The sequence below is a fragment of the Pseudarthrobacter sp. TRD_SC_9 genome, assembly GCF_055361265.1.
Genome location: NZ_CM143956.1, coordinates 2,618,867 through 2,642,933 on the forward strand (window position 1 = coordinate 2,618,867; position 24,067 = coordinate 2,642,933).

22 protein-coding genes are annotated in these 24,067 nt (G+C 64.7%); 8 read left to right on the plus strand and 14 right to left on the minus strand.

The features are described 5' to 3' along the window. Positions 1–4: 4 nt before the first annotated feature. Both mtrB and mtrA read right to left on the minus strand, forming a co-directional pair. Positions 5–1,849 carry an MtrAB system histidine kinase MtrB gene (mtrB, locus tag ACWA13_RS12175; RefSeq protein ID WP_463937920.1) on the minus strand — a complete coding sequence of 615 codons (1,845 nt, stop codon included), beginning with the start codon at positions 1,847–1,849 and terminating at the stop codon, positions 5–7. Positions 1,850–1,901: 52 nt separating this feature from the next. Then, positions 1,902–2,576, minus strand: a complete 675-nt coding sequence (gene mtrA, locus ACWA13_RS12180; RefSeq protein WP_463934425.1) for an MtrAB system response regulator MtrA — start codon at positions 2,574–2,576, stop codon at positions 1,902–1,904. A gap of 515 nt (positions 2,577–3,091) precedes the next feature. On the opposite strand from mtrA, the gene ACWA13_RS12185 reads away from it, so the two are divergent. The 6 genes from ACWA13_RS12185 to ACWA13_RS12210 all read left to right on the plus strand — a co-directional run bounded on the left by ACWA13_RS12185 (position 3,092) and on the right by ACWA13_RS12210 (position 9,127). After that, positions 3,092–4,120 (plus strand): DUF7847 domain-containing protein, encoded by a 1,029-nt coding sequence (locus ACWA13_RS12185; RefSeq protein ID WP_463934426.1) that lies wholly within the window; start codon positions 3,092–3,094, stop codon positions 4,118–4,120. Further along, positions 4,110–4,769 carry a DUF4129 domain-containing protein gene (locus ACWA13_RS12190; RefSeq protein ID WP_463934428.1) on the plus strand — a complete coding sequence of 220 codons (660 nt, stop codon included), beginning with the start codon at positions 4,110–4,112 and terminating at the stop codon, positions 4,767–4,769. Before ACWA13_RS12185 ends, ACWA13_RS12190 begins: the two co-directional genes overlap by 11 nt. Continuing rightward, on the plus strand, positions 4,766–6,040 hold the full coding sequence (locus ACWA13_RS12195) for a DUF4350 domain-containing protein (RefSeq protein ID WP_463934430.1): 1,275 nt from the start codon (positions 4,766–4,768) through the stop codon (positions 6,038–6,040). Before ACWA13_RS12190 ends, ACWA13_RS12195 begins: the two co-directional genes overlap by 4 nt. Before the next feature lie 65 nt (positions 6,041–6,105). Beyond that, entirely contained in the window at positions 6,106–7,044 is a 939-nt protein-coding gene (locus ACWA13_RS12200; protein WP_463937921.1) for an AAA family ATPase, read from the plus strand. 3 nt (positions 7,045–7,047) lie between these two features. Beyond that, complete coding sequence (locus ACWA13_RS12205) at positions 7,048–8,340, plus strand: DUF58 domain-containing protein (RefSeq protein ID WP_463934432.1); 1,293 nt, start codon at positions 7,048–7,050, stop codon at positions 8,338–8,340. 10 nt (positions 8,341–8,350) lie between these two features. Further along, on the plus strand, positions 8,351–9,127 hold the full coding sequence (locus ACWA13_RS12210) for a DUF4166 domain-containing protein (protein ID WP_463934434.1): 777 nt from the start codon (positions 8,351–8,353) through the stop codon (positions 9,125–9,127). Here ACWA13_RS12210 and ACWA13_RS12215 read toward each other — a convergent pair whose 3' ends face one another. The 9 genes from ACWA13_RS12215 to ACWA13_RS12255 all read right to left on the minus strand — a co-directional run bounded on the left by ACWA13_RS12215 (position 9,128) and on the right by ACWA13_RS12255 (position 19,686). Further along, positions 9,128–10,189: a uroporphyrinogen decarboxylase/cobalamine-independent methonine synthase family protein gene (locus ACWA13_RS12215; RefSeq protein ID WP_463934436.1), complete on the minus strand. Its 1,062-nt coding sequence runs from the start codon at positions 10,187–10,189 to the stop codon at positions 9,128–9,130. After that, positions 10,186–10,566: a chorismate mutase gene (locus ACWA13_RS12220; protein WP_463934438.1), complete on the minus strand. Its 381-nt coding sequence runs from the start codon at positions 10,564–10,566 to the stop codon at positions 10,186–10,188. The genes ACWA13_RS12215 and ACWA13_RS12220 overlap by 4 nt, the downstream gene beginning before the upstream one ends. Positions 10,567–10,616: 50 nt before the next feature. Then, positions 10,617–12,320: an ABC transporter ATP-binding protein gene (locus ACWA13_RS12225; RefSeq protein ID WP_463934440.1), complete on the minus strand. Its 1,704-nt coding sequence runs from the start codon at positions 12,318–12,320 to the stop codon at positions 10,617–10,619. Beyond that, entirely contained in the window at positions 12,317–13,339 is a 1,023-nt protein-coding gene (locus ACWA13_RS12230; protein ID WP_463934442.1) for an ABC transporter permease, read from the minus strand. The genes ACWA13_RS12225 and ACWA13_RS12230 overlap by 4 nt, the downstream gene beginning before the upstream one ends. Next, positions 13,339–14,430, minus strand: a complete 1,092-nt coding sequence (locus ACWA13_RS12235; protein ID WP_463934444.1) for an ABC transporter permease — start codon at positions 14,428–14,430, stop codon at positions 13,339–13,341. The genes ACWA13_RS12230 and ACWA13_RS12235 overlap by 1 nt, the downstream gene beginning before the upstream one ends. Before the next feature lie 129 nt (positions 14,431–14,559). After that, entirely contained in the window at positions 14,560–16,188 is a 1,629-nt protein-coding gene (locus ACWA13_RS12240; protein WP_463934446.1) for an ABC transporter substrate-binding protein, read from the minus strand. Positions 16,189–16,406: 218 nt separating this feature from the next. Beyond that, entirely contained in the window at positions 16,407–17,549 is a 1,143-nt protein-coding gene (mnmA, locus tag ACWA13_RS12245; protein WP_463934447.1) for a tRNA 2-thiouridine(34) synthase MnmA, read from the minus strand. Positions 17,550–17,679: 130 nt separating this feature from the next. Continuing rightward, positions 17,680–18,900 carry a cysteine desulfurase family protein gene (locus ACWA13_RS12250; protein WP_463934449.1) on the minus strand — a complete coding sequence of 407 codons (1,221 nt, stop codon included), beginning with the start codon at positions 18,898–18,900 and terminating at the stop codon, positions 17,680–17,682. Between the two features lie 81 nt (positions 18,901–18,981). Further along, complete coding sequence (locus ACWA13_RS12255; protein WP_463934451.1) at positions 18,982–19,686, minus strand: hypothetical protein; 705 nt, start codon at positions 19,684–19,686, stop codon at positions 18,982–18,984. A 242-nt stretch (positions 19,687–19,928) separates the two neighbouring features. Between ACWA13_RS12255 and ACWA13_RS12260 the strand changes: the two genes are divergently transcribed. Then, positions 19,929–20,888, plus strand: coding sequence for a J domain-containing protein (locus ACWA13_RS12260; RefSeq protein WP_463934453.1), 960 nt, complete (start codon positions 19,929–19,931; stop codon positions 20,886–20,888). A gap of 18 nt (positions 20,889–20,906) precedes the next feature. Next, positions 20,907–21,374, plus strand: a complete 468-nt coding sequence (locus ACWA13_RS12265; protein ID WP_463934455.1) for a tRNA (cytidine(34)-2'-O)-methyltransferase — start codon at positions 20,907–20,909, stop codon at positions 21,372–21,374. Positions 21,375–21,389: 15 nt separating this feature from the next. On the opposite strand, the gene ACWA13_RS12270 is transcribed toward ACWA13_RS12265, so the two are convergent. Genes ACWA13_RS12270 through ACWA13_RS12280 form a run of 3 tightly spaced genes read right to left on the minus strand, consistent with a single transcriptional unit; the run spans position 21,390 to position 23,951 of the window. Then, a complete protein-coding gene (locus ACWA13_RS12270) occupies positions 21,390–22,178 on the minus strand; it encodes a PIG-L deacetylase family protein (RefSeq protein WP_463934457.1) in 789 nt (262 codons plus the stop codon). Next, positions 22,179–23,135 (minus strand): electron transfer flavoprotein subunit alpha/FixB family protein, encoded by a 957-nt coding sequence (locus ACWA13_RS12275; protein WP_463934459.1) that lies wholly within the window; start codon positions 23,133–23,135, stop codon positions 22,179–22,181. It abuts the gene before it with no gap. A 15-nt stretch (positions 23,136–23,150) separates the two neighbouring features. After that, positions 23,151–23,951 (minus strand): electron transfer flavoprotein subunit beta/FixA family protein, encoded by an 801-nt coding sequence (locus ACWA13_RS12280; protein WP_463937922.1) that lies wholly within the window; start codon positions 23,949–23,951, stop codon positions 23,151–23,153. Positions 23,952–24,067 lie beyond the last annotated feature (116 nt).

The following is a 24,067-nucleotide window of genomic DNA, read 5'->3' on the forward strand; positions in this document are numbered from 1 at the left end:
TTGCTCATGACTGGTCCTTCACACTGCCGGGTGCCGTCGCCGGCTCCGATTCCCGTACCGCCGCGGGCTCCCCGGCGGCTTGTAGGTCATGCTCCGGGCGTGATTGCAGACGTCGCTGCAAGCTGGTGGCCCCTTCGCCATCACGGTTCACGTAGACGTTCACCGTTGGTCCCTGGCTATCTCCGGGTGGCAGGGCGGCGTCGTCGGCGTCCAACTGCAGTGGCGAACGCTCGATGGCGCCGCCGCGTTTCAGCGGGATGGTGAGCCTGAAATTGGCGCCCGCGCCCTTTTTCCCCCAGGCCTGAAGCCAGCCGTTGTGCAGCTTGGTGTCCTCCATGGCGATGGAAAGGCCCAGGCCGCTGCCTCCGGTAGTCCGCGCCCGGGCGGGATCAGCCCGCCAGAACCGGTCAAAAACGCGCGCTGCCTCGGCAGGCTCCATACCGATCCCCTTGTCCCGAACGGTTATGGCAACGGCAGTTTCATTGGCCGCCACCGAGATTGTGACGGGCCGCCCTTCGCCGTGCTCCACCGCGTTAAGCACCAGGTTGCGCAGGATCCGTTCGATCCGCCTGTCATCTGCCTCAGCGATAATCTCATCGGCTGTCGAGTGCACGACAATGGGCGAACCATATTCCTCTGCAACGGGGGCTGCGTCGTCAACAACGTTGCCAACCACCTGCAGGATGTCCACGGGCTCAGCGTCGAGTGTGGCGACGCCGGCGTCGAACCGGGAGATTTCCAGGAGATCGGCGAGCAGCGACTGGAATCGCTCCACCTGGTGGTACAGAAGTTCCGCGGAGCGCTTGTTGATGGGGTCAAAATCATCACGGGCGTCATAAAGGACTTCCGCGGCCATCCGCACGGTGGTCAGCGGCGTCCGCAACTCGTGCGAAACGTCGGAGACGAACCGCTGCTGCATCTGGGAGAGGGTGGCCAGCTGGGTAATCTGCTCCTGCAAGCTGGCGGCCATGTGGTTGAAGGACGCGCCAAGCCTGGCGACCTCGTCTTCGCCCCTGACAACCATGCGTTCCTGCAGCTGGCCAGCAGCCAGTTTCTCGGAAACGAGGGCTGCGTGGCTGACCGGACTCACTACGTTCCGGGTTACGTACCAGGCGATTCCGCCGATTATCAACACCAGCACGGCAAAGCCAGTCCACAAAACTCTCTGGATCTCGTCCAGGGTCTCCTGGGCCGTATTGACGTCGTAGATCAGGTAAAGCTCGTAGACAGTGCCGTTGAAGGTGACCTTGTTGCCTACAGCAATGGCTGGCCTGTCCTCGGTGCCCACCGGTATTTCCGTGGGCGCCCAGTACTGGTCCGGGCCCGATTGCTGTACCGCCTTGCGGAGCTCCGGCGGAATAACACTGATGGTGAGCTGATCGGATGCCCTGGATTCAACCCAGCGGTTGCGGGGTCTGGTCTGATCGGGCATCGCCTCGAAGACGTAACGGCGCTGGATCACCGAGCCCCTGCCCTCGACGGCGCTCAGGGTGTCATAGACCAGGGTGATAACACTGGACTGATCACTGACCTGGGCACCGCTGAAGGTGTCCTGCACCTGCTTGACGTTGTAACGCGTCTCCGACTCGGCCTGCGTTAACCGTTCCTGGAAGAGGTTATGGGCTATCTGGTTGGAAAGGTACGCCCCGACAACCGCGAACGACGCAACCGAGAGAAGCAACGTGGTGAGCACCGTGCGGAACTGCAGGGACCTGCGCCACCTGCGCCGCAAAGTACTGGCCAGGAACCGCAGTCCCGGGAAAATACGGCCGACGGCGATCCTCAGCAACCGCAGGACGCGGGCAGCCACGATCAGTGCACGACGGCGCCAAAGCCGGGCGCGATCAATGCGGGAAAGTGCCGGGGGCGTTTCCGGAACGCTTTCCTCGGAGCGGGAGGGCTCAGGAACCTGCTTTATAGCCGACACCACGGACCGTCAAAACGACTTCGGGAGCTTCGGGATCGCGCTCGATCTTGGAGCGCAACCGCTGGACATGCACATTGACCAGTCGGGTATCAGCCGCATGGCGGTAGCCCCATACCTGCTCCAGCAACAGTTCCCTGGTGAATACCTGCCACGGCTTGCGGGCGAGCGCCACGAGCAGGTCGAACTCGAGGGGCGTCAGCGAGATACGTTCGTTGCCCCGCGTGACGAGGTGGCCCGCGACGTCAATGGTGACGTCAGCGATCCGCAGAGTCTCCGGTGCCTTCTGGTCCCCCGGGCGCAGACGGGCGCGAACGCGCGCCACCAGTTCAGCGGGTTTGAACGGCTTCGGCACATAGTCATCAGCGCCGGATTCAAGGCCGCGGACGACGTCGGAGGTATCTGACTTGGCGGTGAGCATGACGATGGGAACGTCGGACTCCGAACGGATCTGGCGGCATACTTCGATGCCGTCCGCTCCCGGCAGCATCAGGTCCAGGAGCACGAGGTCGGGCTTGGAGGCACGGAAAACTTCCAACGCCTGGGCGCCGTCAGCGCAAAACACCGGCTCAAAGCCGTCATTGCGCAGGACGATGCCGATCATTTCCGCCAGCGCTTCGTCATCGTCCACTACCAGGATGCGTGCCTTCATAGCTATATATTCCCTTATTGGGGTGCCTTTGTCCCATCAGTGCCTTGCGCGGCATGGCGCCGGGCTAGGAACGCCGCTCCCGGGACTATAGGCTGGGAGCGGCTCTGCCGGGCCCCTGCCTGCACCAACTGCTGTGACAAGCTCAGGAATGCCGTGGCAGATGCCACATGACCCGGCAGCATCATCTGTCCGCCGGCAGGCATATCTTGTGGGGAGAAAAGGTGTCAGAGCAGGACGGAAGTGGCCAGAGCCAACCCGGGCAACAGCGGCCGCAGGGCCCGCAAGGTCAGCAGGGCCCTCCGGGTGCCCAAGGCCAACCACAGTGGGGACCGCAGCAGCCACCTTATGGGCAGCCCCAGTGGGGCCCGCCTCATGGCCAGCAACAGTATGGCCAGCAGCCCTACGGCCAGCCGCCGAATGGCCAGCCGCAGTGGGGTCCTTCGCCATACGGCAGCTACGGCCCGATGCCCGGCTACCGGCAGCCTCTCTATGTCGCCCCGCCCAAGCCCGGCACCGTGCCACTGCGGCCTCTGCTCTTCGGCGAGGTAATCGACGGCTCTTTCCAGACCATCAGGCGCAATCCGAAAGCCATGCTCGGCGCTGCATTCCTGGCGCAGGCCCTGATGGCGATCGTGGTCGCGGTGTTTACCGCGCTCTCCGCTACGTCCGCGTTCTCGATCGAAGACCAGTTGGGCCGGGTTGACGAATCCGCCGTGGCCGGCCTGGTGCTGGGGCTTGCCGGCGGCAGCGTCGTGATGGTGCTGCTCAGCATCTTCATCGGTGCGGTCCTCCAGGGTGCCATGGTTGTTCCGGTGGCCCGGTCCGTCCTCAATAGACGCACCACATTCGGGCAGATGTGGAACCTGTCTCGCTCTCATGCCTGGGCACTGGTCCGGCTCGCCGCCGTGTACCTGGCCGCGGTGGTGATCGGGATGGGCCTGATGCTGCTCCTGAGCTACCTCGTGGTCGAGGCCATGGACGGCCCGGGCTTCCTCCTGCTCCTGCCGCTGTGGCTGGGGGCTTTTGTCCTGGCTGTTTGGGTTGGCGTTAAGGTCATGGTTGCGCCAGCGGCGATCGTGGTGGAACAGATTGGCGCGTTCGCAGGCATTCGGCGTTCATGGGCGCTGACCACCTCTCACTGGTGGCGGCTCTTGGGCATCACCTTGGTGGTGGCCATTATGGTTTCCGTGATTACCCAGATTGTCACCCTCCCCGTGGGAATGTTGTCCGGGCTCGCCGCCGGCGTGGCCATGCCGCACAGTGACCCCTCACAGCTGGCAATCGGCGCGATCGCCACCGCTGTGCTGCTGGCAATCGTCACGGCAGCGGTGGGCGCCGTGGCCTACGCCTACCAGACCGCGGCGATGGCCCTGCTCTACCTGGATTTGCGGATGCGCCGCGAAGGACTTGACCTTGTCCTTCACCGCCAGCTGGAAAGCGGAGCGGACCCGGACGGCGTTCCCGGCCGCCCGGCGGCTTCGGGCGAAGGCCCCGGATCCGGCCCGGAACACGGTGGACCCGGGACGGCCAGGTATGGCTTCTGAACCTCCGGTGCTGCCGGACGGCGAGGAAGGCCGCCGCTGGGCGGCTGAGGAGCTCGCCAGGCCCGGCTACCAGAGGCCCGCTCCAGCCTGGCTGGAGGACAGCTGGCAGTGGGTCCTGGACTGGCTGGGCCAGCTCGGCGGACCCTCAGGACCACCCACTTCAGTGGCCGGTCCGCTGATTGCAGGTGCCGCCGTCGTTATTATTGTGGCCGCGATCGTCCTGGTGAGGCCCAGGCTGAATGCCCGGCGGAAGGTACAGAAGGAAATGTACGACGCCGGTACATCAGTTACTGCCGACGCGTACCGGGCGCGTGCGCACGCCGCAGCCGCGGCAGGGGACCTGCGTGCCGCCGTCATTGATCGCTACCGTGCACTGGTGAGGGCTGGCGAAGAGGATGAAATTATTGCCGCCCACGCAGGACGTACCGCCGATGAAGCGGCAACCCAGTTAGCCCACGTTTATCCGGGCCATGCACTTCCGCTGGGCATCGCGGCAGGGATTTTCGACGCCGTACTTTATGGGCATTCCGCCGCCGACCGGGATGATTACGCTGCAATGACCGCATTGGACGAGGCCCTGCAGGCGGAAGCCCGGAACCCTGGCAACACAGAGTACTCCGTGCTGCAGGAGATACAGGTGCCGCGATGAGTCACTCCGCTGTGGCCGGCGCTGATCCTGCAACCGGCCCTGCAGCCACTACTGCTGACACTGCAGGTGGGCCCGTCCCCGGCCGGGATAAGCAGCCGCGGCGTGTCACCCGCCTCATGGCATGGGCGCAGAAGCACCGTGCAATGGCAGTAGGGATCATTGTCCTGCTGCTGGCCGCGGGAATTACGGTGGCCAACACTCTGGCGGCCCCGAAGGATGGCCGGGCACTGTCCGCCAACAATCCGGGGCCCGCCGGAGGCCAGGCGGTGGCCCGGATCCTTGGAAACCACGGCGTCACCGTGCGTCCCGTGGACGACTTTACTTCCGCCGTCGGCGCTCTTGGCGACAATCCGGATGCCACCTTGCTGTTGTACGACGAAGGCTCCTACCTGGACCGGGACCAGCTCCAACGGCTCAGCGACCTGGCCGGCAGGACAGTTGCGGTGACGCCGGCGTTCACAACCCTCCAGGGCCTGGACTCCGGACTGCACCAGGCCGGAGTGGTTCCGGACGCGACCAGCGTCCTTGAGCCCGGCTGCAACGATGGTGATGCGATGGCCGCCGGCCCAATCCTGGCGCCCTCGGCCTATTTGTACGGTGGCGGGACCGCCTGCTATGCCGCCGGCAACGGCGGCACCGGCACCAGCAACAACACCGCCAGCGCGCCAGGCGTGGTGGCCCACAGCAGTACTGAAAGCGTCACCGTCCTCGGCAGCGCACAGCTGATGAGCAACAGGGAACTGGCCCAGGAGGGCAATGCCGCGCTGGCCATCCGGATCCTGGGCGAAACAGACACCGTGGTCTGGTACCTGCCGGGAATCAGCGACTTCGACTCCCCCGATTCACCGCAGACCCTCAATGAACTGGCCCCTGCCTGGACAGGCTTCCTCGGCCCCTGGCTGATCCTGGTCGCCGCCCTGGCCATGGTGTGGCGCGGTCGACGGTTGGGGCCGCTGGTCTTCGAGCCGCTTCCTGTGACCGTCAAAGCGGGCGAAACCGCCTACGGCCGCGCCCGCCTTTATCACGATGCCCGCGCCGTGGACCTGGCCCGGGACAACCTGAGGGCTGGAGCACTGGTGCGCCTGGCCAGGCACTTCAGGCTGGGCCCCGACGCTTCGGTGGATGATGTGGCGCGACGGACGGCAGCTTTCCTGGACCGGCCGGAGGCCGCTGTACTGGAGTTACTGGACGAGATGCCGGCCGACGAAGCGCGGCTGGTTCAATGGGCACAGGACTTGAACAAACTCGAGCAAGAGGTGGCAGAACATTGACCGAAGAGCTGATCCGGGCGCAGGGCGTCCCTACCACTCCGCCGAACCATGGACACGACCCTGTCATGCAGGCGCTTCACGATGTCCGCAAGGAGGTGGCCAAGGCTGTGGTGGGCCAGGATGCCACTGTCACGGGGATGCTTATCGCCCTGCTGTGTCGCGGCCATGTCCTGCTCGAGGGCGTGCCGGGCGTCGCCAAGACCCTGCTGGTCCGCACCCTGTCCGCGGCGCTGGACCTGGACACCAAACGTATCCAGTTCACTCCGGACCTGATGCCGGGCGATGTGACGGGGTCGCTGGTCTATGACTCCCACACCGCAGAGTTCAGCTTCCGCGAAGGACCCGTGTTCACCAATATCCTGCTGGCTGACGAAATCAACCGCACGCCGCCCAAAACCCAGGCTTCCCTGCTGGAAGCGATGGAAGAGCTGCAAGTCTCCGTGGACGGTGAGTCGCGGACGCTGCCTGCCCCGTTCATGGTGGCGGCAACCCAGAACCCGGTGGAGTACGAGGGCACATATCCGCTTCCGGAGGCCCAGCTGGACCGTTTCCTGCTCAAGCTGACCATGCCGCTGCCTGGCCGCAATGATGAAATTGAGGTTATCCGGCGGCACGCGTCGGGCTTCGATCCCCGCGATCTCGCCGCCGCAGGTGTCCGGCCAGTGGCCGGTCCCGCCGAGTTGGCGCGGGCACGCGAGGCGGTTGCCGCAGTCGAGGTTGCCCCGGAAGTGCTCGGCTACATCGTGGACCTCGCGCGCGCCACCCGGGCGGCGCCGTCGTTCCAGCTGGGTGTCTCGCCACGCGGAGCTACGGCGCTGTTGAACACCTCCCGAGCGTGGGCGTGGCTGTCCGGGCGGGGATTCGTGACACCGGACGACGTCAAGGCCCTGGCGCTCCCCTGCCTGAGGCACCGGGTGGCTCTGCGCGCGGAAGCCGAAATGGACGGTGTCCAGATCGACGATGTCCTGGGCAGCATCCTGGCCGCCGTTCCCGTTCCGCGCTGAGCCGTGGCGATCTCTGGGCGTGCCGTCATGTTGGCGGTGCTGGCGACGGTGGTGCTGGTGATGTTTCCGTCGTGGCTGACAGCGATGTGGCTGGTGTTGCTCCTCGTTGCCCTGCTGGCGGCAGATCTCCTGCTCGCCGCGAAGCTTAAAGCCGTGCACTTGGAACGGCTGGACCCCGGAAACGTAGTCCTGGACGGTACAGCGGAAAGCGTGCTGCGCATCCGGAATGATGGCCGGCGACGGATACGCGGCACCATCAAAGATGCCTGGCAGCCCTCCGCCGGTGCCGTTAATCCGGTGCAGGACCTCGACGTACCGGGGCAGGCCACCCGCAGGGTCACCGTCCTGTTGAAGCCCACCCGGCGCGATGACCTGCACGCACCCCATGTCACCATCCGGGCCTACGGCCCCCTCCGGCTGGCCGCCCGGCAGCGCAGCTACCCCTGCCCCGGGACCTTACGGGTACTGCCGCCGTTCCGCTCCCGCCGGCACCTGCCGTCCAAGCTTCGGAGGCTTCGCGAACTGGATGGCAAGGCGGCCGTGCAAATCCGTGGCGCCGGGACGGAGTTCGATTCGCTGCGGGACTACGTGCGCGGTGATGACGTTCGCTCCATCGACTGGCGCGCCACCGCCCGCCGTTCCGCCGTCGTCGTCCGTACCTGGCGGCCGGAGCGGGACCGCCGGGTGATCATCATGCTGGATACTTCACGCACCTCCGCCGTGCGGATCGGCGACGAGCCACGGTTGGACACCGGGTTGGAAGCGGCGCTGCTGCTGGCGGTGCTGGCGGAACGCGGCGGAGACCGGGTGGAGTTCTTCGCCTTTGACCGCCGGACACGCGCCCAGGCAGGATCAGCCGGCAGAGGTAACCTCCTGGCCGGGCTGGTGCAGTCCATGGCGCCGCTGCAGCCGGAACTGATCGAGCTCGACTGGCCGTCCGTACCCGGACAGGTCCGGGCACTGTCCGCTCACCGGGCGCTTGTGGTGTTGCTAACCGCGCTTGACGGCGGAGTTCCGGAAGAAGGACTGATTCCGACGGCGGTACGGCTCGCCCGCGACCACACAGTCGTGGTTGCCTCGGTGCGTGATCCGCTGTTCGAGGAGCTTCGCGGCCAGCGCGCAACCGCTGCTGACGTCTTCCGCGCTGCCGCTGCGGAACGGGCCCTGCTGGAGCGGGAGTCCGTGGCCGTCCAGTTGCGGCATGCCGGAGTTGAAGTAGTGGACGCCGGTCCGGACGGACTGCCGCCGCAGCTCTCTGATATGTACATCCGGTTGAAGGCCGCGGGACGATTGTGAGGTCAGGACAATGACGGGTTCAGCAATGAGCGCGAGCGTGGAACCAGAGGGCAGCCCGGCCATTTACCCTGCTGTGCTGGGCACAGAATTCCAGCGGCTCCAGCCTGAAGTACAGGAGTATTTCAGGCTGGCGCCCGGCCAGGGGCAGTACGGAGTGGGTGAAGGAACGTTCGAGGTGGTGGGCTGCCGGCAGGCATGGCTGCGGCCCCTGCTCAGGTTGGCTGGCCGGGAGGAAGCGCTGTTTCCCGAATACGGTGAGAACATCGCCTTCCGGATCGAGAACCACGCCCACCTTGATCCTTTCGGGCGTTCGAGTCTTACGGCACGGCGGGAGATCAGGTTTCCCGAACGCACCCGTCTCTTCCAGGACACCACCAGCCTTTTGGAAGGGAACCCCGGCAGCCCGGCGGCCCGGCCGCGGCTGGTGGACTACCTGGGCAGGAGCCGCAGCCTGGTCACCGACCTTTCGCTGGGTGTATCGATGGCGGGCCGGTTGCGCGGGGTGTCGGCGGCATCCCGGCTCTTCCTTGGTCCCCTGCGCATTCCGTTGCCGGCTGCCCTGGATGCGAAGGCCTACGCGGAGCAGTGGTGGGATCCTTCGCTGGGCGACTCGGGCAGGCACCGGATCCAGGTGAAAGTCATCCAGCCACAGGTGGGGCTGGTGCTGGTTTATGCCGGCAGTTTTGACTACTCGTTACGGCCTTACCGCGGCCGCTCGGCCGCAACCACAGACCCTCGATACCTTCCCGGCTATGCCCGGCCTGACCGTTGGGAAGGCCGGAGCTGATCAGCCCAGGGCCAGCTGGTTGAGTTCGTCGGCAGCCTGGGTCAGGCTGGTCAGTACCGCCGTTGCCGCCCGGGGCGACAGTCCTGCCAAACCTGCAGAGGGGGTAAGCCGGACAGCGGTAACGGAGTCTGGCGTCAGGCCAACCTGGCGCCAGGGACGCCAGACGCCGTCCAGAATGTCTGCCGGGGCGGGGAGTCCGGTGCCGCTGACGTCAGCGGCACCGGCCCACAGCCGTTTTCCCGATTCCACGGCAGCGGCCAACTGCTCCCACTGCCGGCTGGTAAGTGCCCTGAGGGAGACGGACACACCGTCCGCACCCGCAGCCAAAACGATGTCGATCGGCGCCTCCACCTCAGGCACTGCCACCACCACTTCGGCGGCTCCGGCGTCATGCAGTGCCTTAACCACCAGCCGGAGCGACTCGGTGACTTCCTGCCTGCCCAAAGAACGCAGCGTCTGGTAACCGCTCGCGGTGGGAATGGTGCCGGCGAGGACAGCAGCGATGTCCGGTTCATCCACCTGCACCACCAGTCGGGCCGAAGGTACCGCCGCGGCTACCTTGCGCAGGTGGCTTTCGACGCCGGCAGCCAGCGACGCGGCGATGTCCCGCCGTGCGCCGTAGTCAAGGAGTGCGCGCTCCCCGTTGTGCAGGTGCAGCCCCGTCGCGAGGCTTAACGGCCCCATCAACTGAATTTTGAAGGCCGGCGCCTGGACACCTTCCGCGCCTGCCACGTCGGCGAGCACGTTGATGTCGGTGGACAGTGCGGAGAGGGCGCGGCGCATGTCCTGGCCCGGCCGGTCAACAATCCGCCAGCCGTGCGGCTGGACGTCCACGGCCAGCTCCACCAGGAGCGAGGCCGTGCGGCCCAGCGCATCCGAACCGACTCCGCGGTCAGGCAGCTCGGGCAGGAACGGCAGGTGGGGACCGCCCAGTTCGCCGCGGACAATCCTGATGGCCTCTACCGGATCCTCCCCTGGCCACGGACCCAGGGCTGTGGCAGTGACCTGGCGGGGCTCTATGACCGGACTATCTGCTGCTTTACCGTTGAGGGTCGATGTCATCGCAGGCTGGACTCGTGGTCTTCGGCAATGGCGTCATGGTGGCGGATGACCTCACCGATGATGAAATTCAGGAACTTCTCGGCGAAGGCCGGATCCAGGTGGGCATCTTCGGCGAGATGCCGCAGCCGTGCGATCTGTGCTGCTTCGCGCCCCGGATCGCCAGCTGGAAGCCGGTGCTTGGCCTTGAGGAATCCCACCTTTTGGGTAGCTTTGAAACGCTCTGCCAAGAGATAGACCAGCGTGGCATCAATGTTGTCGATGCTGGAGCGGATGGAGAGCAGCTCTGCCATTACCGAATCGTCTACTTGACCGGCCAGGGAACTGGCTGTGGCGTCGTATGGTTCGGTGTCCGGAACATTGGGATTCTGCTGCGTCATGCTCCAAGTCTAGGGCGCGGGGCAGGAAAAACCTGCCCTGCGCCCACAGCCTAGATGCCCAGCAGCGCGCGGTGCTGTTCGCGCCGCCTGGCCTGCTCGTCCGGGTCCGGAACCGGCAGCGATGCGATCAGCCGCTTCGTGTACTCGTGCTGGGGATCACCCATGACCTGGTTGCCGATTCCCTGCTCCACCAGCCGGCCCTTGTAAAGCACACCCACCCATTGCGAAAGGATGTCCACCACCGCGAGGTCGTGGCTGATGAACAACGCGGCGAAGCCGAACTCCTGCTGTATCTCCTTGAAGAGCTCGAGCACCTTGGCCTGGACTGATACGTCCAGGGCAGACGTCGGCTCATCCGCGATCAGCAGCTTCGGGTTCAGGATCAGTGCCCGAGCCAGTGACGCACGCTGGCGCTGCCCGCCGGATAACTCATGCGGGTACCGGTCCGCGTACGACGCCGGCAACTGGACTGACTCAAGCAGCTCACCCACGCGTTTGCGCGCCTGCGCCGGGCTCGGGTTGGTATGGATGATCATTGGTTCCGCTACGCAATCACCGATGGTCAGCTGCGGGTTGAAGGACGCCGCCGGATCCTGGAAGACGAAGCCGATGTCCTTCCGGAGCGGTTTGAAAGTACGCTCCTTGAGGTTCAGCATCTCGTAGCCCAGCACCTTGAGGCTGCCGCCGGTGGTCTTGTTCAGCCCGGCGATGGCGCGGCCGATGGTGGTTTTTCCTGATCCGGATTCGCCCACCAACCCGAACACTTCTCCCTCGGACAATGTGAAGCTGACCCTGTCCACTGCCTTGAACGCGGGGGTTCCCAGGCGGCCTGGATACTCGATGGTGAGGTCCCTGGCCTCCACCAGCACTTTGGAACCCTGGTGCGCACGTTCGGTCAGCCCTTCGGAGGCGGAGTTGCGTCCCAGGTGAGGCACGGCCGCCAGCAACCGTTTGGTGTACTCCTGCTGCGGCTCCGCGAAGAGCGCCCGCGAAGGAGCCTCCTCCACGACGTCGCCCTGGTACATCACCACTACCCGGTCCGCGAGGTCGGCCACCACTCCCATGTTGTGCGTGATCAGCACAATGGAGGTGCCGTACTGGTCCCGGAGGTCACGCAGCAGCTCCAGGATTTCCGCCTGGACGGTGACGTCCAACGCTGTGGTTGGCTCGTCCGCCACGATCAGTCCCGGATTCAGGGCCAGGGCGGCGGCGATAATGACGCGCTGCTTCTGGCCGCCGGAGAACTGGTGCGGGTAGTAGTTGACGCGATGCTCCGGATCCGGAATGCCTACCTTCCGCAAGGCATCGACCGCCCTGGCCTTGGCGTCCTTGGCCGAGACGCGCCCTCCCGTGCCGCCTGCATGGGCACGGATGCCCTCGGCGATCTGCCAGCCGACTGTGAACACCGGGTTCAGTGCCGTGGAGGGCTCCTGGAATACCATGGCAACGTCGCGGCCGCGGATCTGCCGCAGCTTTGCTGCGCTGACGCTGATCACGTTGTTTCCGTTGATAAGGACTGCGCCGCTGCTGATTGCGGTCTCCGGCAGCAGGCCAAGAATGGTCTTGGCGGTCACGGTCTTACCGGAACCGGACTCCCCCACGATGGCCACGACTTCACCGGCCCCTACGTCCAGGCTTACGTCCTTGACTGCGTGGACGTCACCGCCGTCGGTAGCGAACGTGACCTTGAGGTGGCTCAGGCTCAGTACCTTGTCTGTCGGGTCCACGACAGGCTGGTCGATGTTGACGCTCATGACTGTCCGCCTTCGGGTTCTGTTGCCGGCTGCGCGGCTTGTGTTGTTGGCTGTACGCCACCCGCTGCCGCCCGCTTGCGGCCACGGAGCCGTGGATCGTTGAGGTCGTTGATGCTTTCGCCCACCAGGGTCAGCCCCACCACCGTCAGCACGATGGCAAGACCAGGAAACAGTCCCGTCCACCAGATACCGGACGTGGTGTCGGCGAGCGCCTTGTTCAGGTCAAAGCCCCACTCGGCTGCGGAACTGGGTTCGATGCCGAAGCCCAGGAACCCCAGGCCCGCGAGCGTGAGGATAGCCTCGGACGCGTTAAGCGTGAATATCAAGGGCAGCGTCCGGGTGGCATTGCGGTAGATGTGCCGGGCCATGATGCGGATGTTTGATGCCCCCACCACTTTGGCCGATTCCACGAAGGGTTCAGCTTTGAGCCTGATGGTCTCCGCGCGGATCACCCGGAAGTACTGCGGGATAAACACGAGGGTGATAGCTGTTCCGGCCGCGAAAATGCCGCCAATCAGGCTGGACTGCCCGCCGCTGATCACGATGGCCATCACGATAGCCACCAACAAGGACGGGAAAGCATAAACGGCGTCCGCAATGACCACCAGGATCCGGTCCAGCCAACCGCCGAGGTAGCCGCTGACCAGGCCCAGCACCACTCCGAGGATGATCGACATCGTGACGGCAACAACAATCACGAACACGGCCGTCTGTGAACCCCAGACAACGCGGGACAGGACGTCGTAGCCGCCTACCGTGGTGCCGAGGAGGTGCTTGCCGCCCGGCGCCTGCTGCGTGGGGAAATTGCCGTCGGCGTCGGAGAGCTGGGCGAAGCCGAAGGGTGCCAGCAGCGGTGCGAAGATGGCCGTCAGGAGAAATCCTGCCGTAATGATCAGGCCGGCTACGAGCATGCCGCGCTGCAGGCCAACGCTCTTATTAAAGTGCGAGACCACGAGTAGCCGGCGGTAAAGGGGAGCCCGCGGATTCACTACCGGTTCAAGGCTTGGCGTCGTTGTCATCAGTACCTCACCCGGGGGTCGATCAGCGCGGCGATGATGTCCACGATGAAGTTGGTCAGAGCCACAATGATGGCGAGCAGCACTACGATTCCCTGGACGGCCACGAAATCCCGGGCCGTCAGGTAGTTTGCCAGCTGAAAGCCCAGGCCCTTCCATTCAAAGGTCTTTTCGGTCAGGACGGCACCGCCCAGCATCACTGCTATCTGAAGGCCCATCACGGTGATGATGGGGATCAGGGCCGGCTTATACGCATGCTTAGTCACCAGCCGGAACTCGCTCACGCCACGTGAACGGCCGGCTTCGATGTAGTCCTTGCCCAGCGTGCCGATCACGTTGGTGCGCACCAGCCGCAGGAAGATCCCCGCCGTCAGCAAGCCCAGTGCCACGGCCGGCAGTATGGCGTGCGAGACAACATCGGCGAAGGCCGCCATGTTGCCGCTGCGCAGGGCATCCAGCCAATAAATGCCGGTGGGGGATGCGAGTGAGGTCAGGGCCAGTTCACTGGAGGTTCTGGCCCGGCCGGCCACGGGCAGCCAGCCCAGCCAGACTGAGAACGTCAGTTTCAGCAGCATGCCGGCGAAGAACACCGGGGTGGCATAGCAGAGGATGGCGAATACCCGGAGCACAGCGTCAGGGGCCTTGTCGCGCCGATGGGCCGCAACCATGCCCAGCGGAATACCTACAAGCAGGGCTACCAGCAGGGCATTGATGGTAAGTTCCAGGGTTGCCGCGCCGTACGTGGTCAGCATTTCCGAGACGGCACGGTTGTCAGTGATGGTGCGGCCGAAATTGCCGGTAGCGAGCTGGCCCAGGTACTCGAAGTACTGAATGAGCACGGGCCTGTCATAGCCGGCGCTGTGGATCCGCTCCTCGAGCTGCTCCTGGGGCAGCCGCCCGCCCATGGCCGCGGTGATGGGGTCTCCGGTGATGCGCATCAGGAAAAACACCATGGTGACCAGGATGAAGATGGTGGGAAAGATCAGCAGGAACCGGACCAGGATGTACTGCCCCAGTCCCCCGCCTGATGATTTCTTGGAGGCTGGAAGTAGTCCGTCCGCATCGTTTGGCGGCGCCTCTATCAGTGTTGTCATTCTTACCTCGGATTGTCATGGCCGGCACCCGCTTCTCCCTGTAGGGGGCGGGCACCTCGGCCACACGAAGGGCGGGACGCCTACGGGCGTCCCGCCCCGCGTGCGGTCAGAACAGGATGGTTGGAACCCTTACTTGGACATCACGCCAAGACGGGTCTTGAACGATGCGTCCAGCGTCTTTTCGACGCCCAACACATCTGTACCTGCCACCATGACCTGGGCACCCTGCAGCAGCGGCAGCGTGGAGAGGTCTTCGGCGATGGCTTCCTGGGCTTCGCCGATCAGTGTGGCGCGCTCTGCCTTGTCAGTGGTGACCAGCTGCTTGTTGATGACCTCGGTGACGTCCGGATTCTCATAGTGATTGCCAAGGAAATTGCCCGGGATGAAGAACGGGGTGAGGTAGTTGTCCGCATCCGAGTAGTCCGGGAACCAGCCGAGCTGGTAGACGGGATAGGCGTCTGCGCGGCGTTCCTTGGTGTAGGTGGTCCATTCAGTGGACTTCAAGTCAACGGTGAAGAGGCCTGACTTTTCCAGCTGCTCCTTGACCAGGGCGTACTCGTCAGCCGCAGAGGTTCCATAACGGTCCGTGTACTGCAGCTTAAGGTCCACCGCCGACGTCACACCGGCATCCGCCAGCACCTGCTTTGCCTTGTCGAGGCTGGGCTTGCCGTTACCGTCCCCGTACAGGCTCTTGAGTGGTTCGGTTGCTCCTTCAAAGCCCTGCGGCACGTAGGAGTAGACGGGAGTGTAAGTGTCTTTGAACACCTGCGATGCGATGACGTCGCGGTCCACGAGGTGTGCCACGGCCTGGCGCACGGCCAGGGCCTTGGCGGGGTCAGCCTCGGGCGTCTTTGCACCGAACGGCATGGTGTCGAAGTTGAAGACCATGTAGCGAAGCTCGCCGCCCGGTCCCTTGTGCACCTTGACCTTGGAATCCTTCTCGAGATCGGCGACGTCCGTGGCAGTGAGGATCCGGCCGGCGACGTCGATGTTCCCCTGCTGGACATCAAGCTTGAGGTTGTTCGGATCAGCGTAGTGCTTCAGCGTGGCGCCGCTGTTGGCTGCAGGACCGAGCAGGCCCTTGTACTCAGCGTTGGGTTTGAAGCTCACCAGCTCGTTCTTCTGGTAGCTGTCGATCGTGTACTGGCCGGCGAATGGCTTCGCTTCGATGATCGCGTCATCGTCCATGATCTTGTCAGCCGGGAAGACATCTTCATCGACGATCGGTCCCGGGTTGGAAGCAAGGACGCCGGGGAAAACCTGGTCATCTGCCGCTTTGAGGGTGAATACCACCGTGGTGGGATCCTGGGCTTCCACCTTTTCCATGTTGGCCAACAGCGATGCCGGGCCGTTGGGATCGTTGATGGCTACAACGCGCTCGAAGGAGAACACGACATCGGAGGAATCAAGGGTGTTGCCATTGGCGAACTTGAGGTCCGGTTTGAGCTTGACCGTGTACTCGGTGGGGCTGGTGAACGACGCTGACTCGGCGATGTCCGGGGTGGCATCGGCCGTTCCGGGAGCATAGTTCAGCAGGAAGGGATAAATCTGGTTCATCACCATAAAGGAGCCGCCGTCGTAGGAACCGGCGGGATCGAGGGTGACCACCTTGTCGGTGGTACCGAAGGTAATGGCACCCCCGGCAGCGTCGGTAGCGTCTCCGCCACCGCCGGTGGGGCCCGTGCAGGCAGTCAGCGCGAGCGCGGAAACGCCTGCCAGCGCGATGGCACTGTGCAGGGATTTGTTGAGCGTAGTCATCCTTGAACTTTCTGTTCGATGAATAGACGCCAGCCGTCCGCCCGGGAATCTGTGGACCCGGGGGCGGCAAGCGGATCTGATTCCCTGATTCAACCAGAAAGTTTTCATATGAAACGGCAAATCTGCGCGATTCCTGTGACTCGAGACACAAAATTTACACGAGTCGGCTCTCAGTACCGGATCCTTGGGTTATTTCCCGTACCCGGTAGTTGGGCAAATCAGCCGAGCTCGGCGCGCTGCAATGACCGTGCGGTGTCGATGGTCGCCTGGCCCAGCACCCGGCTGCCCTGGTAAAGGACCACCGTCTGCCCGGGTGCCACGCCGCGGAGTGGATTGGTCAACCGGACGACCAGTTTGGCCGACGCTTCCGGGTCATGATCGCCAGTGCGTTCCATCCAAGCGGTGGCTGGAACAGGATCGCCGTGCGCGCGCACCTGGGCGAAGCAGTCGAATTCCGCACCGGTACCGATCTCTGCAATGGGAAGCCCTGCCCAGGAAACCTTGATGCCCCGGATCTCATCAATGGCGAGGAGTGCCTCGGGGCCAACCACTACCTTGTTCTCCTTGGGGCGGATCTCCAGAACAAAGCGTGGCTTGCCATCGGCAGCTGGAGTACCCAGCTTCAGGCCGCGCCGCTGGCCCACGGTGAAGGCGTTGGCTCCAGGGTGCTCGCCCACCTTGGCCCCGGTCTCATCCACGATGTCACCGGTGGTCATGTCGATCTTTTCCGCGAGCCAGCCGGCGGTGTCGCCGTCGGGAATGAAGCAGATGTCGTGGCTGTCGGGCTTGTTGGCGACAGAAAGCCCCCGGCGCTCGGCTTCTGCACGTACCTCTGCCTTGGACGGGGTGTCCGCGAGCGGAAACATGGAGTGCTGTAACTGCTCGTGGGTCAGCACACCCAGCACGTAGCTTTGGTCCTTGGCCCAGTCTGCGGCGCGATGGAGTTCCGGATTTCCGTCAACATCCTTGATGACCTTGGCATAGTGCCCGGTGCAGACGGCGTCAAAACCGAGGGCAATGGCCTTTTCCAGCAGGGCAGCGAATTTGATGCGCTCATTGCAGCGCATGCAGGGGTTGGGAGTTCGACCGGCGGCGTACTCATCAATGAAGTCCTGGACCACGTCTTCCTTGAAGCGCTCCGAGAAGTCCCACACGTAGTACGGGATACCCAGCACATCGCAGGCCCGCCAGGCATCGCGGGAATCTTCGATGGTGCAGCAGCCCCGGCTGCCGGTGCGCAACGTCCCGGGCATGCGGGACAGCGCCAGATGGACCCCGACCACGTCGTGACCCGCCTCCACGGCTCGTGCTGCGGCTACGGCGGAGTCGACTCCGCCGCTCATGGCTGCTAAGACTCGCATGCTGGCTTTCTGGTGGGAAGGTGGGGAGGTCATCGCAGGCCTCAACCTGCCTTAACATTCTAGGGCCTCAACGCACAAGCCGCGATTATCGGACCGCCTGGCCGGCATCCAGGCAGCCGGAAAGAAACTGTCAGAGCCCGCTGCGCCCCACGGTGCCGGCCGTCTGGATCGACGATTCGTGCCCCGCCATTCCGGCTTGCCGGGCCCGGGCGTACGCGTTGGGCAGCGCGGCGAGCAGGGCCTGGACATCGGCCTTTGTCGAGCTGTGGCCCAACGTAAACCGCTGGGCTCCGCGGGCGGTTTCCTCGTCAAGTCCCATGGCCAACAACACATGTGAGGGCCGCGGCACTCCCGCCGTGCAGGCAGATCCGGTGGAGGACTCCACACCGGCCAGGTCCAGCAGGAACAAGAGCGAATCGCCTTCGCAGCCGGGAAACGTGAAATGGGCGTTTCCGGGAAGCCGGCCATCTCCCGGAGCACCGCGCAAGACAGCCTCGGGTACTGCCGACAGGACGCCGTCGATTAATTCAGCCCGCAGGGCCTTGATCCGGGCAGACTCCGCGGAAAGGGCGTCTGTGGCGGCCTGGGCCGCCGCGGCAAAGGCGGCAATGGACGCGGTGTCCAGGGTCCCTGACCGCACGTCCCGTTCCTGCCCGCCGCCATGCTGGACGGGTGTGAGCTTCACGGCACGCCCCAGCAGCAGCGCGCCAACGCCCACCGGGCCGCCGATTTTGTGGCCGGAAATGGACATGGCGTCCAGCCCGGAGGCCCTGAAGTCAACCGGCACCGAGCCGAAGGCCTGCACGGCGTCGGAATGGACCGGAACTCCTGCCGCGTGCGCCAGTTCCACGATGTGGCTGATCGGCTGGATGGTTCCCACCTCGTTGTTGGCCCACATCACCGAAACGAGAGCGATGCTTTGGGGGTCGTTAGCGAGTTCAGACTCAAGGACGTCCAGGTCCACCACCCCTTCGCTGTCCACCGGCAGCCAGGTGACCTGCGCGTGCTCATGCCGCTCCAGCCACTCCACGGTGTCCAGCACCGCGTGATGTTCGACGGCGGAGCAGAGGATGCGCCGTCGTGACGGGTTTTCAGCGGTCCGCGACCAGTACAGCCCCTTCACTGCGAGGTTGTCAGATTCGGTGCCTCCGGAGGTGAAGATCACTTCCGAGGGATGGGCTCCGGCTGCCGCGGCAATGGTTTCGCGGGCGTCTTCCACCGAACGGCGGGCGCGGCGGCCTGCCCCGTGTAGGGAAGAGGGGTTGCCTGTGCGGGTTAGTTCCCTCGTCAGAGCGGCCAGCGCCCCAGCAGACAGAGGCGTGGTGGCGGCGTGGTCAAGGTAAACAGGCACCCCCCAATTCTAGCCGCGTTCCTGGCGTAGGATGCTGGCACCCGGGCGCTGAATCGGCAGTGGGGAGGCTGCACCTCCCCATCAGCTCGAGGGCGGAACCACCAGGAGGCGTTCCTGAACATCTGTACGGGCGCTGGCGACAGCTGCGGCGTCGTTACAGGTAATCGAGATATAGACACTGGAACCAGCGGTGCCGAAGAGCCGCGCCAGTACTGCCGTAGGTTTGGCGCCACCGGCGGCAGGCCGCCCAAGCTGGAGAACTTCGACGGCGGGTCCCGGCTTGTCCAGGTCGCCGCCCCACCGCAAGGTCTGGGTGGTGAGGTACTCCGGCAGGATGGTGGCGTCCAGGTATTTGAAGAGCGCAACGGTTGAGGCGTGGTCATCCGTGGACACGAGCGGCCACTGGTTGGTGCGCACTTTAGCTGCCACCAGGCAGCCATCGCCCCGCTGATACTGGGATTCCCCTGCCACGTTCTCCTTGACCAGTGTCCAGCCCGGCGCCTCCTTCAGCCCATCCGAGATACCTACCGGTACCCCCCTGGCCAGCGTCCCGCCGGCAGCAAACGGCATGTCTGCGGCCGCGACTGCCGCAGCGTCGTGTCCTGGAGTGATGGTCGGCGTGGCAAGCCCGGGAGTGGCAGCCACGGACACAGGTGCGGTGGGGTCCGGAATGTCAACGGAGCAGCCGGAGGCGGCCAGGACAACAACACCAAGCAGAAAGGGCCTGAACACCCGGCGGCGCCGCAGCCGGTTCCGCTGCCCGGGCCTCTTGTTCGTCTCGTCCACATCTACCCCACTAAGTCATGGCGGGTCCGGTCTGCCGTCCCTGAAAGATTCTAGACGGGGCCGCGGCCGGTTTCGGCAAGGCCAACCTGAAACCACAGCTGCGGATTATGCCGCGGGCGTAGCGGATCAGTGCCTACAGGGAACCCCGGGCATCCGTGCAATCGTTGAGCTAGCAGGCCCGTTACTATGGGCGTGCCCTCCCCGGCGACGGGGCAGGGCCACCGGAACCGAAGGATACTTGCTTGACTGAGAGCACCATCTCGCACTACCAGGTCCTCCGTATTGCCGTTACCGCAACGGACAAGGAGGTCAAGGTGGCATACCGTAAGGCCGCCAGGCTGGCCCACCCGGACCATGGCGGCGATGCCGCGGCATTCCGGCGGATAACGCAGGCCTACGAAACCCTGATCGACCCCGCGCGCAGGCGTGCCTACGACCGCTCCTATGCCCGCGGCACCGGCCCTGCCGCCGAGCAGGAGTCCCAGGAAGCCCATTTTGATGCTCCGGCCGCAGGCAGCCACGCCTCGGCAACCATCCACCGGCCCACAGCGTCACGCAACACTGCCGGCGAGCCGCCCGTGTACTGGCCGCCCTACCCTGAGCCGGGTTCGGCCGTTGCCGAGGTGCCGCTGATTCCGTTGGCGGAGGCCAGCCGGCAGGTCCACGGCATGCCGCGGAAGCGCGGAATCTTCGGAGCCGAAGCACGCATCCAGCGTGAATTGCAGACCGTCCAGCTCATTGACCGGCAGGTGCTGTCCGCCATTCCCGCAGCCCGGCTGGTTAATGGCCTGCAATCCCCAGCCGACAACAGCCACATCGACCATGCCGTACTGTCCGGCTACCGCCTGGCACTGGTTGGTTCCATGTTGCTTCCCAAAGGCGCATACGCCTGGGACGGCCAGACCCTCAGGCATGGTGGACGCTCGGTGGCCCCGCCGCAGCTGACCCAAACGGTCCGCGCAATGCAGGAAGTGTTCCCGGAATTGAACGTGACCGGTTGGACTGTGGTGCTGAGCCCTGGCGGGAACCCGCACGAGCCCATCATCGACCAACACCGGCGAAGCACATCGGCCGCGTCCCCCATCAAAGTCGTCAACGCGGCCGGGCTGGGCCGCGGGCTGAAGGAGTTCCTTTCTTCCGGCCCGACGCCCAACACGGTCAACGTGCCGGTCCTGGCCCGGCTGCTGAGGGGCATGCACTAGGCAGTTTAGGATTGGACGGTGTTCCGCATCCTTTTCCACGCCCCCGAAATTCCCGGCAACACCGGAAATGCCATCCGCCTCGCTGCCATCACGGGTGCCGAACTGCACCTGGTGGAGCCGCTCGGTTTTGATTTCTCCGATGCCAAGCTGCGCCGCGCCGGCCTGGACTATCACGACCTCGCCGTGGTGACCGTCCACAAGAAAATCGAGGACGCCTGGGCTCACCTGCAACCCGAACGCGTCTACGCTTTCACGGCCGACGGCGAAGCCCCCTACACCGAGATCAGTTACCTTCCCGGGGACGTCCTGATGTTCGGGCAGGAATCAACAGGCCTTCCGGAAGACATCAAGCGGGATCCACACGTCACCAAAACGCTCCGGCTGCCCATGCTTCCGGCGCTGCGCTCGCTGAACCTCGCCAATGCAGCGTCGATAGCGGTGTATGAAGCGTGGCGCCAGCACGGATTCGCCGGGGCGAGGATGTAACTTCCCCGCAAAGTATTAGAACCCCGCGATCGTGTCCGGTCCGTTGACCTGCACCACGTGGAAGGCCTCCGCGCCTGCCCTTTCGGGCAGCCCCGCCCGCCGGCCATTGCGCAGCAGCGTGGCCCGGACTACTTCTTCCATTGCTTCGGCATCGGGATGCTGGGAGACGTGGACATGGATGGCCTTGAGCTTGGTGTCCATGAAGGCCGACACATCCACAAAGTGGTTCTCGCGTTCCTCAGGACCGGCGAACAGCCAGAGCCACGGAACTTTGTACGCTTCCAGCCCGGCAGCCGCAAGCTCAGGATAAGCAAAGGGATTCTCCACGGCCGGGTAGATGGCCCGGGTTACGGCCTCTCCTGCCGCCAGGTGGTCCGGGTGGCTCTTCTGCAGGCGGTTCCAGTTCCGTTCAGGGTGCAGGGAAAGCACGACGTCGGGCCGCACCTCCCTGATCAGCTTCACCACGGCGCGGATCACCTCGTGCGAGGGTTCCAGGTACCCGTCACGTTGGTGGAGGTAGTGAATATCGGAGACCCCGGCCAGGCCTGCCGCTTCCTGCTGTTCCGCAACCCGTAATGCAGTGATACCGTCCCGGTTTTCCGGGTCGAAGCCACCGGCGTCGCCGTCGGTCATGATGCAGTAGCTGACCTTGACCCCGGCAGCGGTCCAGGCCGCGACCGTGCCGGCAGCACCGAAGTCGATGTCGTCAGGATGGGCGGCAAAACAAAGCACCCGTTCAACCCGGTTTACGGCCGGGTTGAACGGGCTCTGCGCCGGTTGAGCGGAGTTCGGTTCAGGGGACAACTACGAACCCTGTCGTTTCCGGATCTCCTGTGCAGCCTGGGGAAGCACAGTGTGGAGGTCGCCGATGATTCCGAAATCAGCAATTTCGAAGACCGGCGATTCGGCATCCTTGTTGACGGCCACAATCACTTTGGCGGTCTGCATTCCGGCCTTCTGCTGGATGGCGCCCGAAATACCTGCCGAAATGTAGAGCTCCGGCGAGACGGTCTTGCCGGTTTGGCCAACCTGGGCATCGTGGCTGATCCAGCCTGCGTCTGTGGCAGCACGGGAAGCCCCAACCGCGGCACCCAGCGCGTCAGCAAGCTCCTCAACCGGACCGAAGTCGCCGTCGACTCCGCGCCCGCCGGCAACCACGATCCGTGCATCAACGAGGTCCGGACGGCCGCTGGCCGTTTTAGGCGTGCGTGACGTCACCCTGGCTGCTGAGGACAACGTATCCTGCGGTATCTGAACCGTGAGGCTGGCCGGCTGTGCAGGGGCCGGTGCCGGTGCCGGCGTGACGGTATTTGCCTTCACAGTGAGGACGGCGACCGGCGTCGTGGCCCGGCAGACAGTGGTGTAGGAACCGGCCAGTACCGATTTATGGGCGGAACGGTCCGGGTCCACGGCCACGACGTCGGTGATGACGCCGGCGCTGAGCCGGATGCCCGTCCGTGCTGCGATCTCCCTGCCCTCGGCGGAGTTCTCCAGGAGGACTGTGTCTGCTCCAGCTGCCTCCACCGCTGCGGACAGGAAGCCAGCCTTCGGCCCCACCAGGAAGTCATCAAGTCCGGTAGCGGCCGGACGGTAGATCGTGGTGGCGCCGTAGCTGCCCAGCTCGGATTCGATGTCGGACGTTGTGCTGCCGTTGACCGCGACTGCCGTCTCCCCCAGCCCGCGCGCGATGGTCAGCAGCTCCAGGCTCCCCTTTTTCAGGGCATCGCCGGGGTTGTCGATGAATACAAGTACTTTTGCCATGTCTGTGGGTTCCCCTTAGAGCAGCTTCTGGGCGGCCAGGTAGTCCACCAGCTTGATGCCGGCGTCGCCCTCGTCAGTGATGATGGTTCCCGCGGTGCGGGGCGGCCGCGAATCGGCGGATTCCACGGTGGTCCAGGACCCGGCGTGGCCCACCTGGGCAGGATCCACCCCGATGTCCGCAAGCGTCAGCGTCGTGATGGTCTTGCGCTTGGCGGCAATGATTCCCTTGAAGTTGGGGTACCTGGGTTCATTGATCTGGTCCGTGACGGAAACCACGGCAGGCAGTGAGGCTTCGATGGAGTCGGTGGAGAAGTCGCCGTCGCGACGCGCCACCAGGGTGTTTCCCTGCACATCGACCGATGAGGCAAAGGTGACCTGGGGCAACCCCAGCCGCTCCGCCAGCTGCGCCGGAACCAACGAAGTCTCGCCATCGGTGGAGGCCATCCCGGTAATGACCAGGTCCACCTGCCCGCTGGCCGCGAGGTGCCGGATGGCTGCCGCCAGCGCCAGCGAGGTGGCTGCGGCATCGGAGCCCGCCAGCGCATCATCGATGACGTGGAAGCCCTCGGTGGCACCCATCTGCAGGGACTTCTTGACGGCATTCACTGCACCGGAAGGCCCCATACTGAGGGCGATGACCTGGTTGCCTGCCTTGCTGCCGCCCCGCGCCTCAGTCAACTGCAGGGCCGTTTCCAGGGCGTACTCGTCCAGTTCCGAAAGAATGCTCTCCGCGCGGTCCATCGTGTGGCCCCCGCCAGTGAGGTGTCGGTCGAACTGGGCGTCCGGTACATGCTTGACCAGGACGATGATCTTCAATGTGTCTCCCACTGTTTCTACAGCAGCCTTCCATGTTTGCGGTAGCCAGCCCCGTTGGGGGGCGTAGCCATGGACTGCCCGGGTCACGGGTAGCTCCTAGCTAACCACAAAGCCCG

Excerpts from the sequence above, each read along its gene's own strand:
- ACWA13_RS12230 (WP_463934442.1), bottom strand. The coding sequence starts at position 13,339 with ATGACAACGACGCCAAGCCTTGAACCGGTAGTGAATCCGCGGGCTCCC.
- mtrA (WP_463934425.1), bottom strand. The coding sequence starts at position 2,576 with ATGAAGGCACGCATCCTGGTAGTGGACGATGACGAAGCGCTGGCGGAA.
- ACWA13_RS12210 (WP_463934434.1), top strand. The coding sequence starts at position 8,351 with ATGACGGGTTCAGCAATGAGCGCGAGCGTGGAACCAGAGGGCAGCCCG.
- ACWA13_RS12195 (WP_463934430.1), top strand. The coding sequence starts at position 4,766 with ATGAGTCACTCCGCTGTGGCCGGCGCTGATCCTGCAACCGGCCCTGCA.
- ACWA13_RS12215 (WP_463934436.1), bottom strand. The coding sequence starts at position 10,189 with ATGACATCGACCCTCAACGGTAAAGCAGCAGATAGTCCGGTCATAGAG.
- ACWA13_RS12235 (WP_463934444.1), bottom strand. The coding sequence starts at position 14,430 with ATGACAACACTGATAGAGGCGCCGCCAAACGATGCGGACGGACTACTT.
- ACWA13_RS12220 (WP_463934438.1), bottom strand. The coding sequence starts at position 10,566 with ATGACGCAGCAGAATCCCAATGTTCCGGACACCGAACCATACGACGCC.
- ACWA13_RS12225 (WP_463934440.1), bottom strand. The coding sequence starts at position 12,320 with ATGAGCGTCAACATCGACCAGCCTGTCGTGGACCCGACAGACAAGGTA.
- ACWA13_RS12190 (WP_463934428.1), top strand. The coding sequence starts at position 4,110 with ATGGCTTCTGAACCTCCGGTGCTGCCGGACGGCGAGGAAGGCCGCCGC.
- ACWA13_RS12275 (WP_463934459.1), bottom strand. The coding sequence starts at position 23,135 with ATGGCAAAAGTACTTGTATTCATCGACAACCCCGGCGATGCCCTGAAA.
- ACWA13_RS12200 (WP_463937921.1), top strand. The coding sequence starts at position 6,106 with ATGCAGGCGCTTCACGATGTCCGCAAGGAGGTGGCCAAGGCTGTGGTG.
- mnmA (WP_463934447.1), bottom strand. The coding sequence starts at position 17,549 with ATGCGAGTCTTAGCAGCCATGAGCGGCGGAGTCGACTCCGCCGTAGCC.
- ACWA13_RS12240 (WP_463934446.1), bottom strand. The coding sequence starts at position 16,188 with ATGACTACGCTCAACAAATCCCTGCACAGTGCCATCGCGCTGGCAGGC.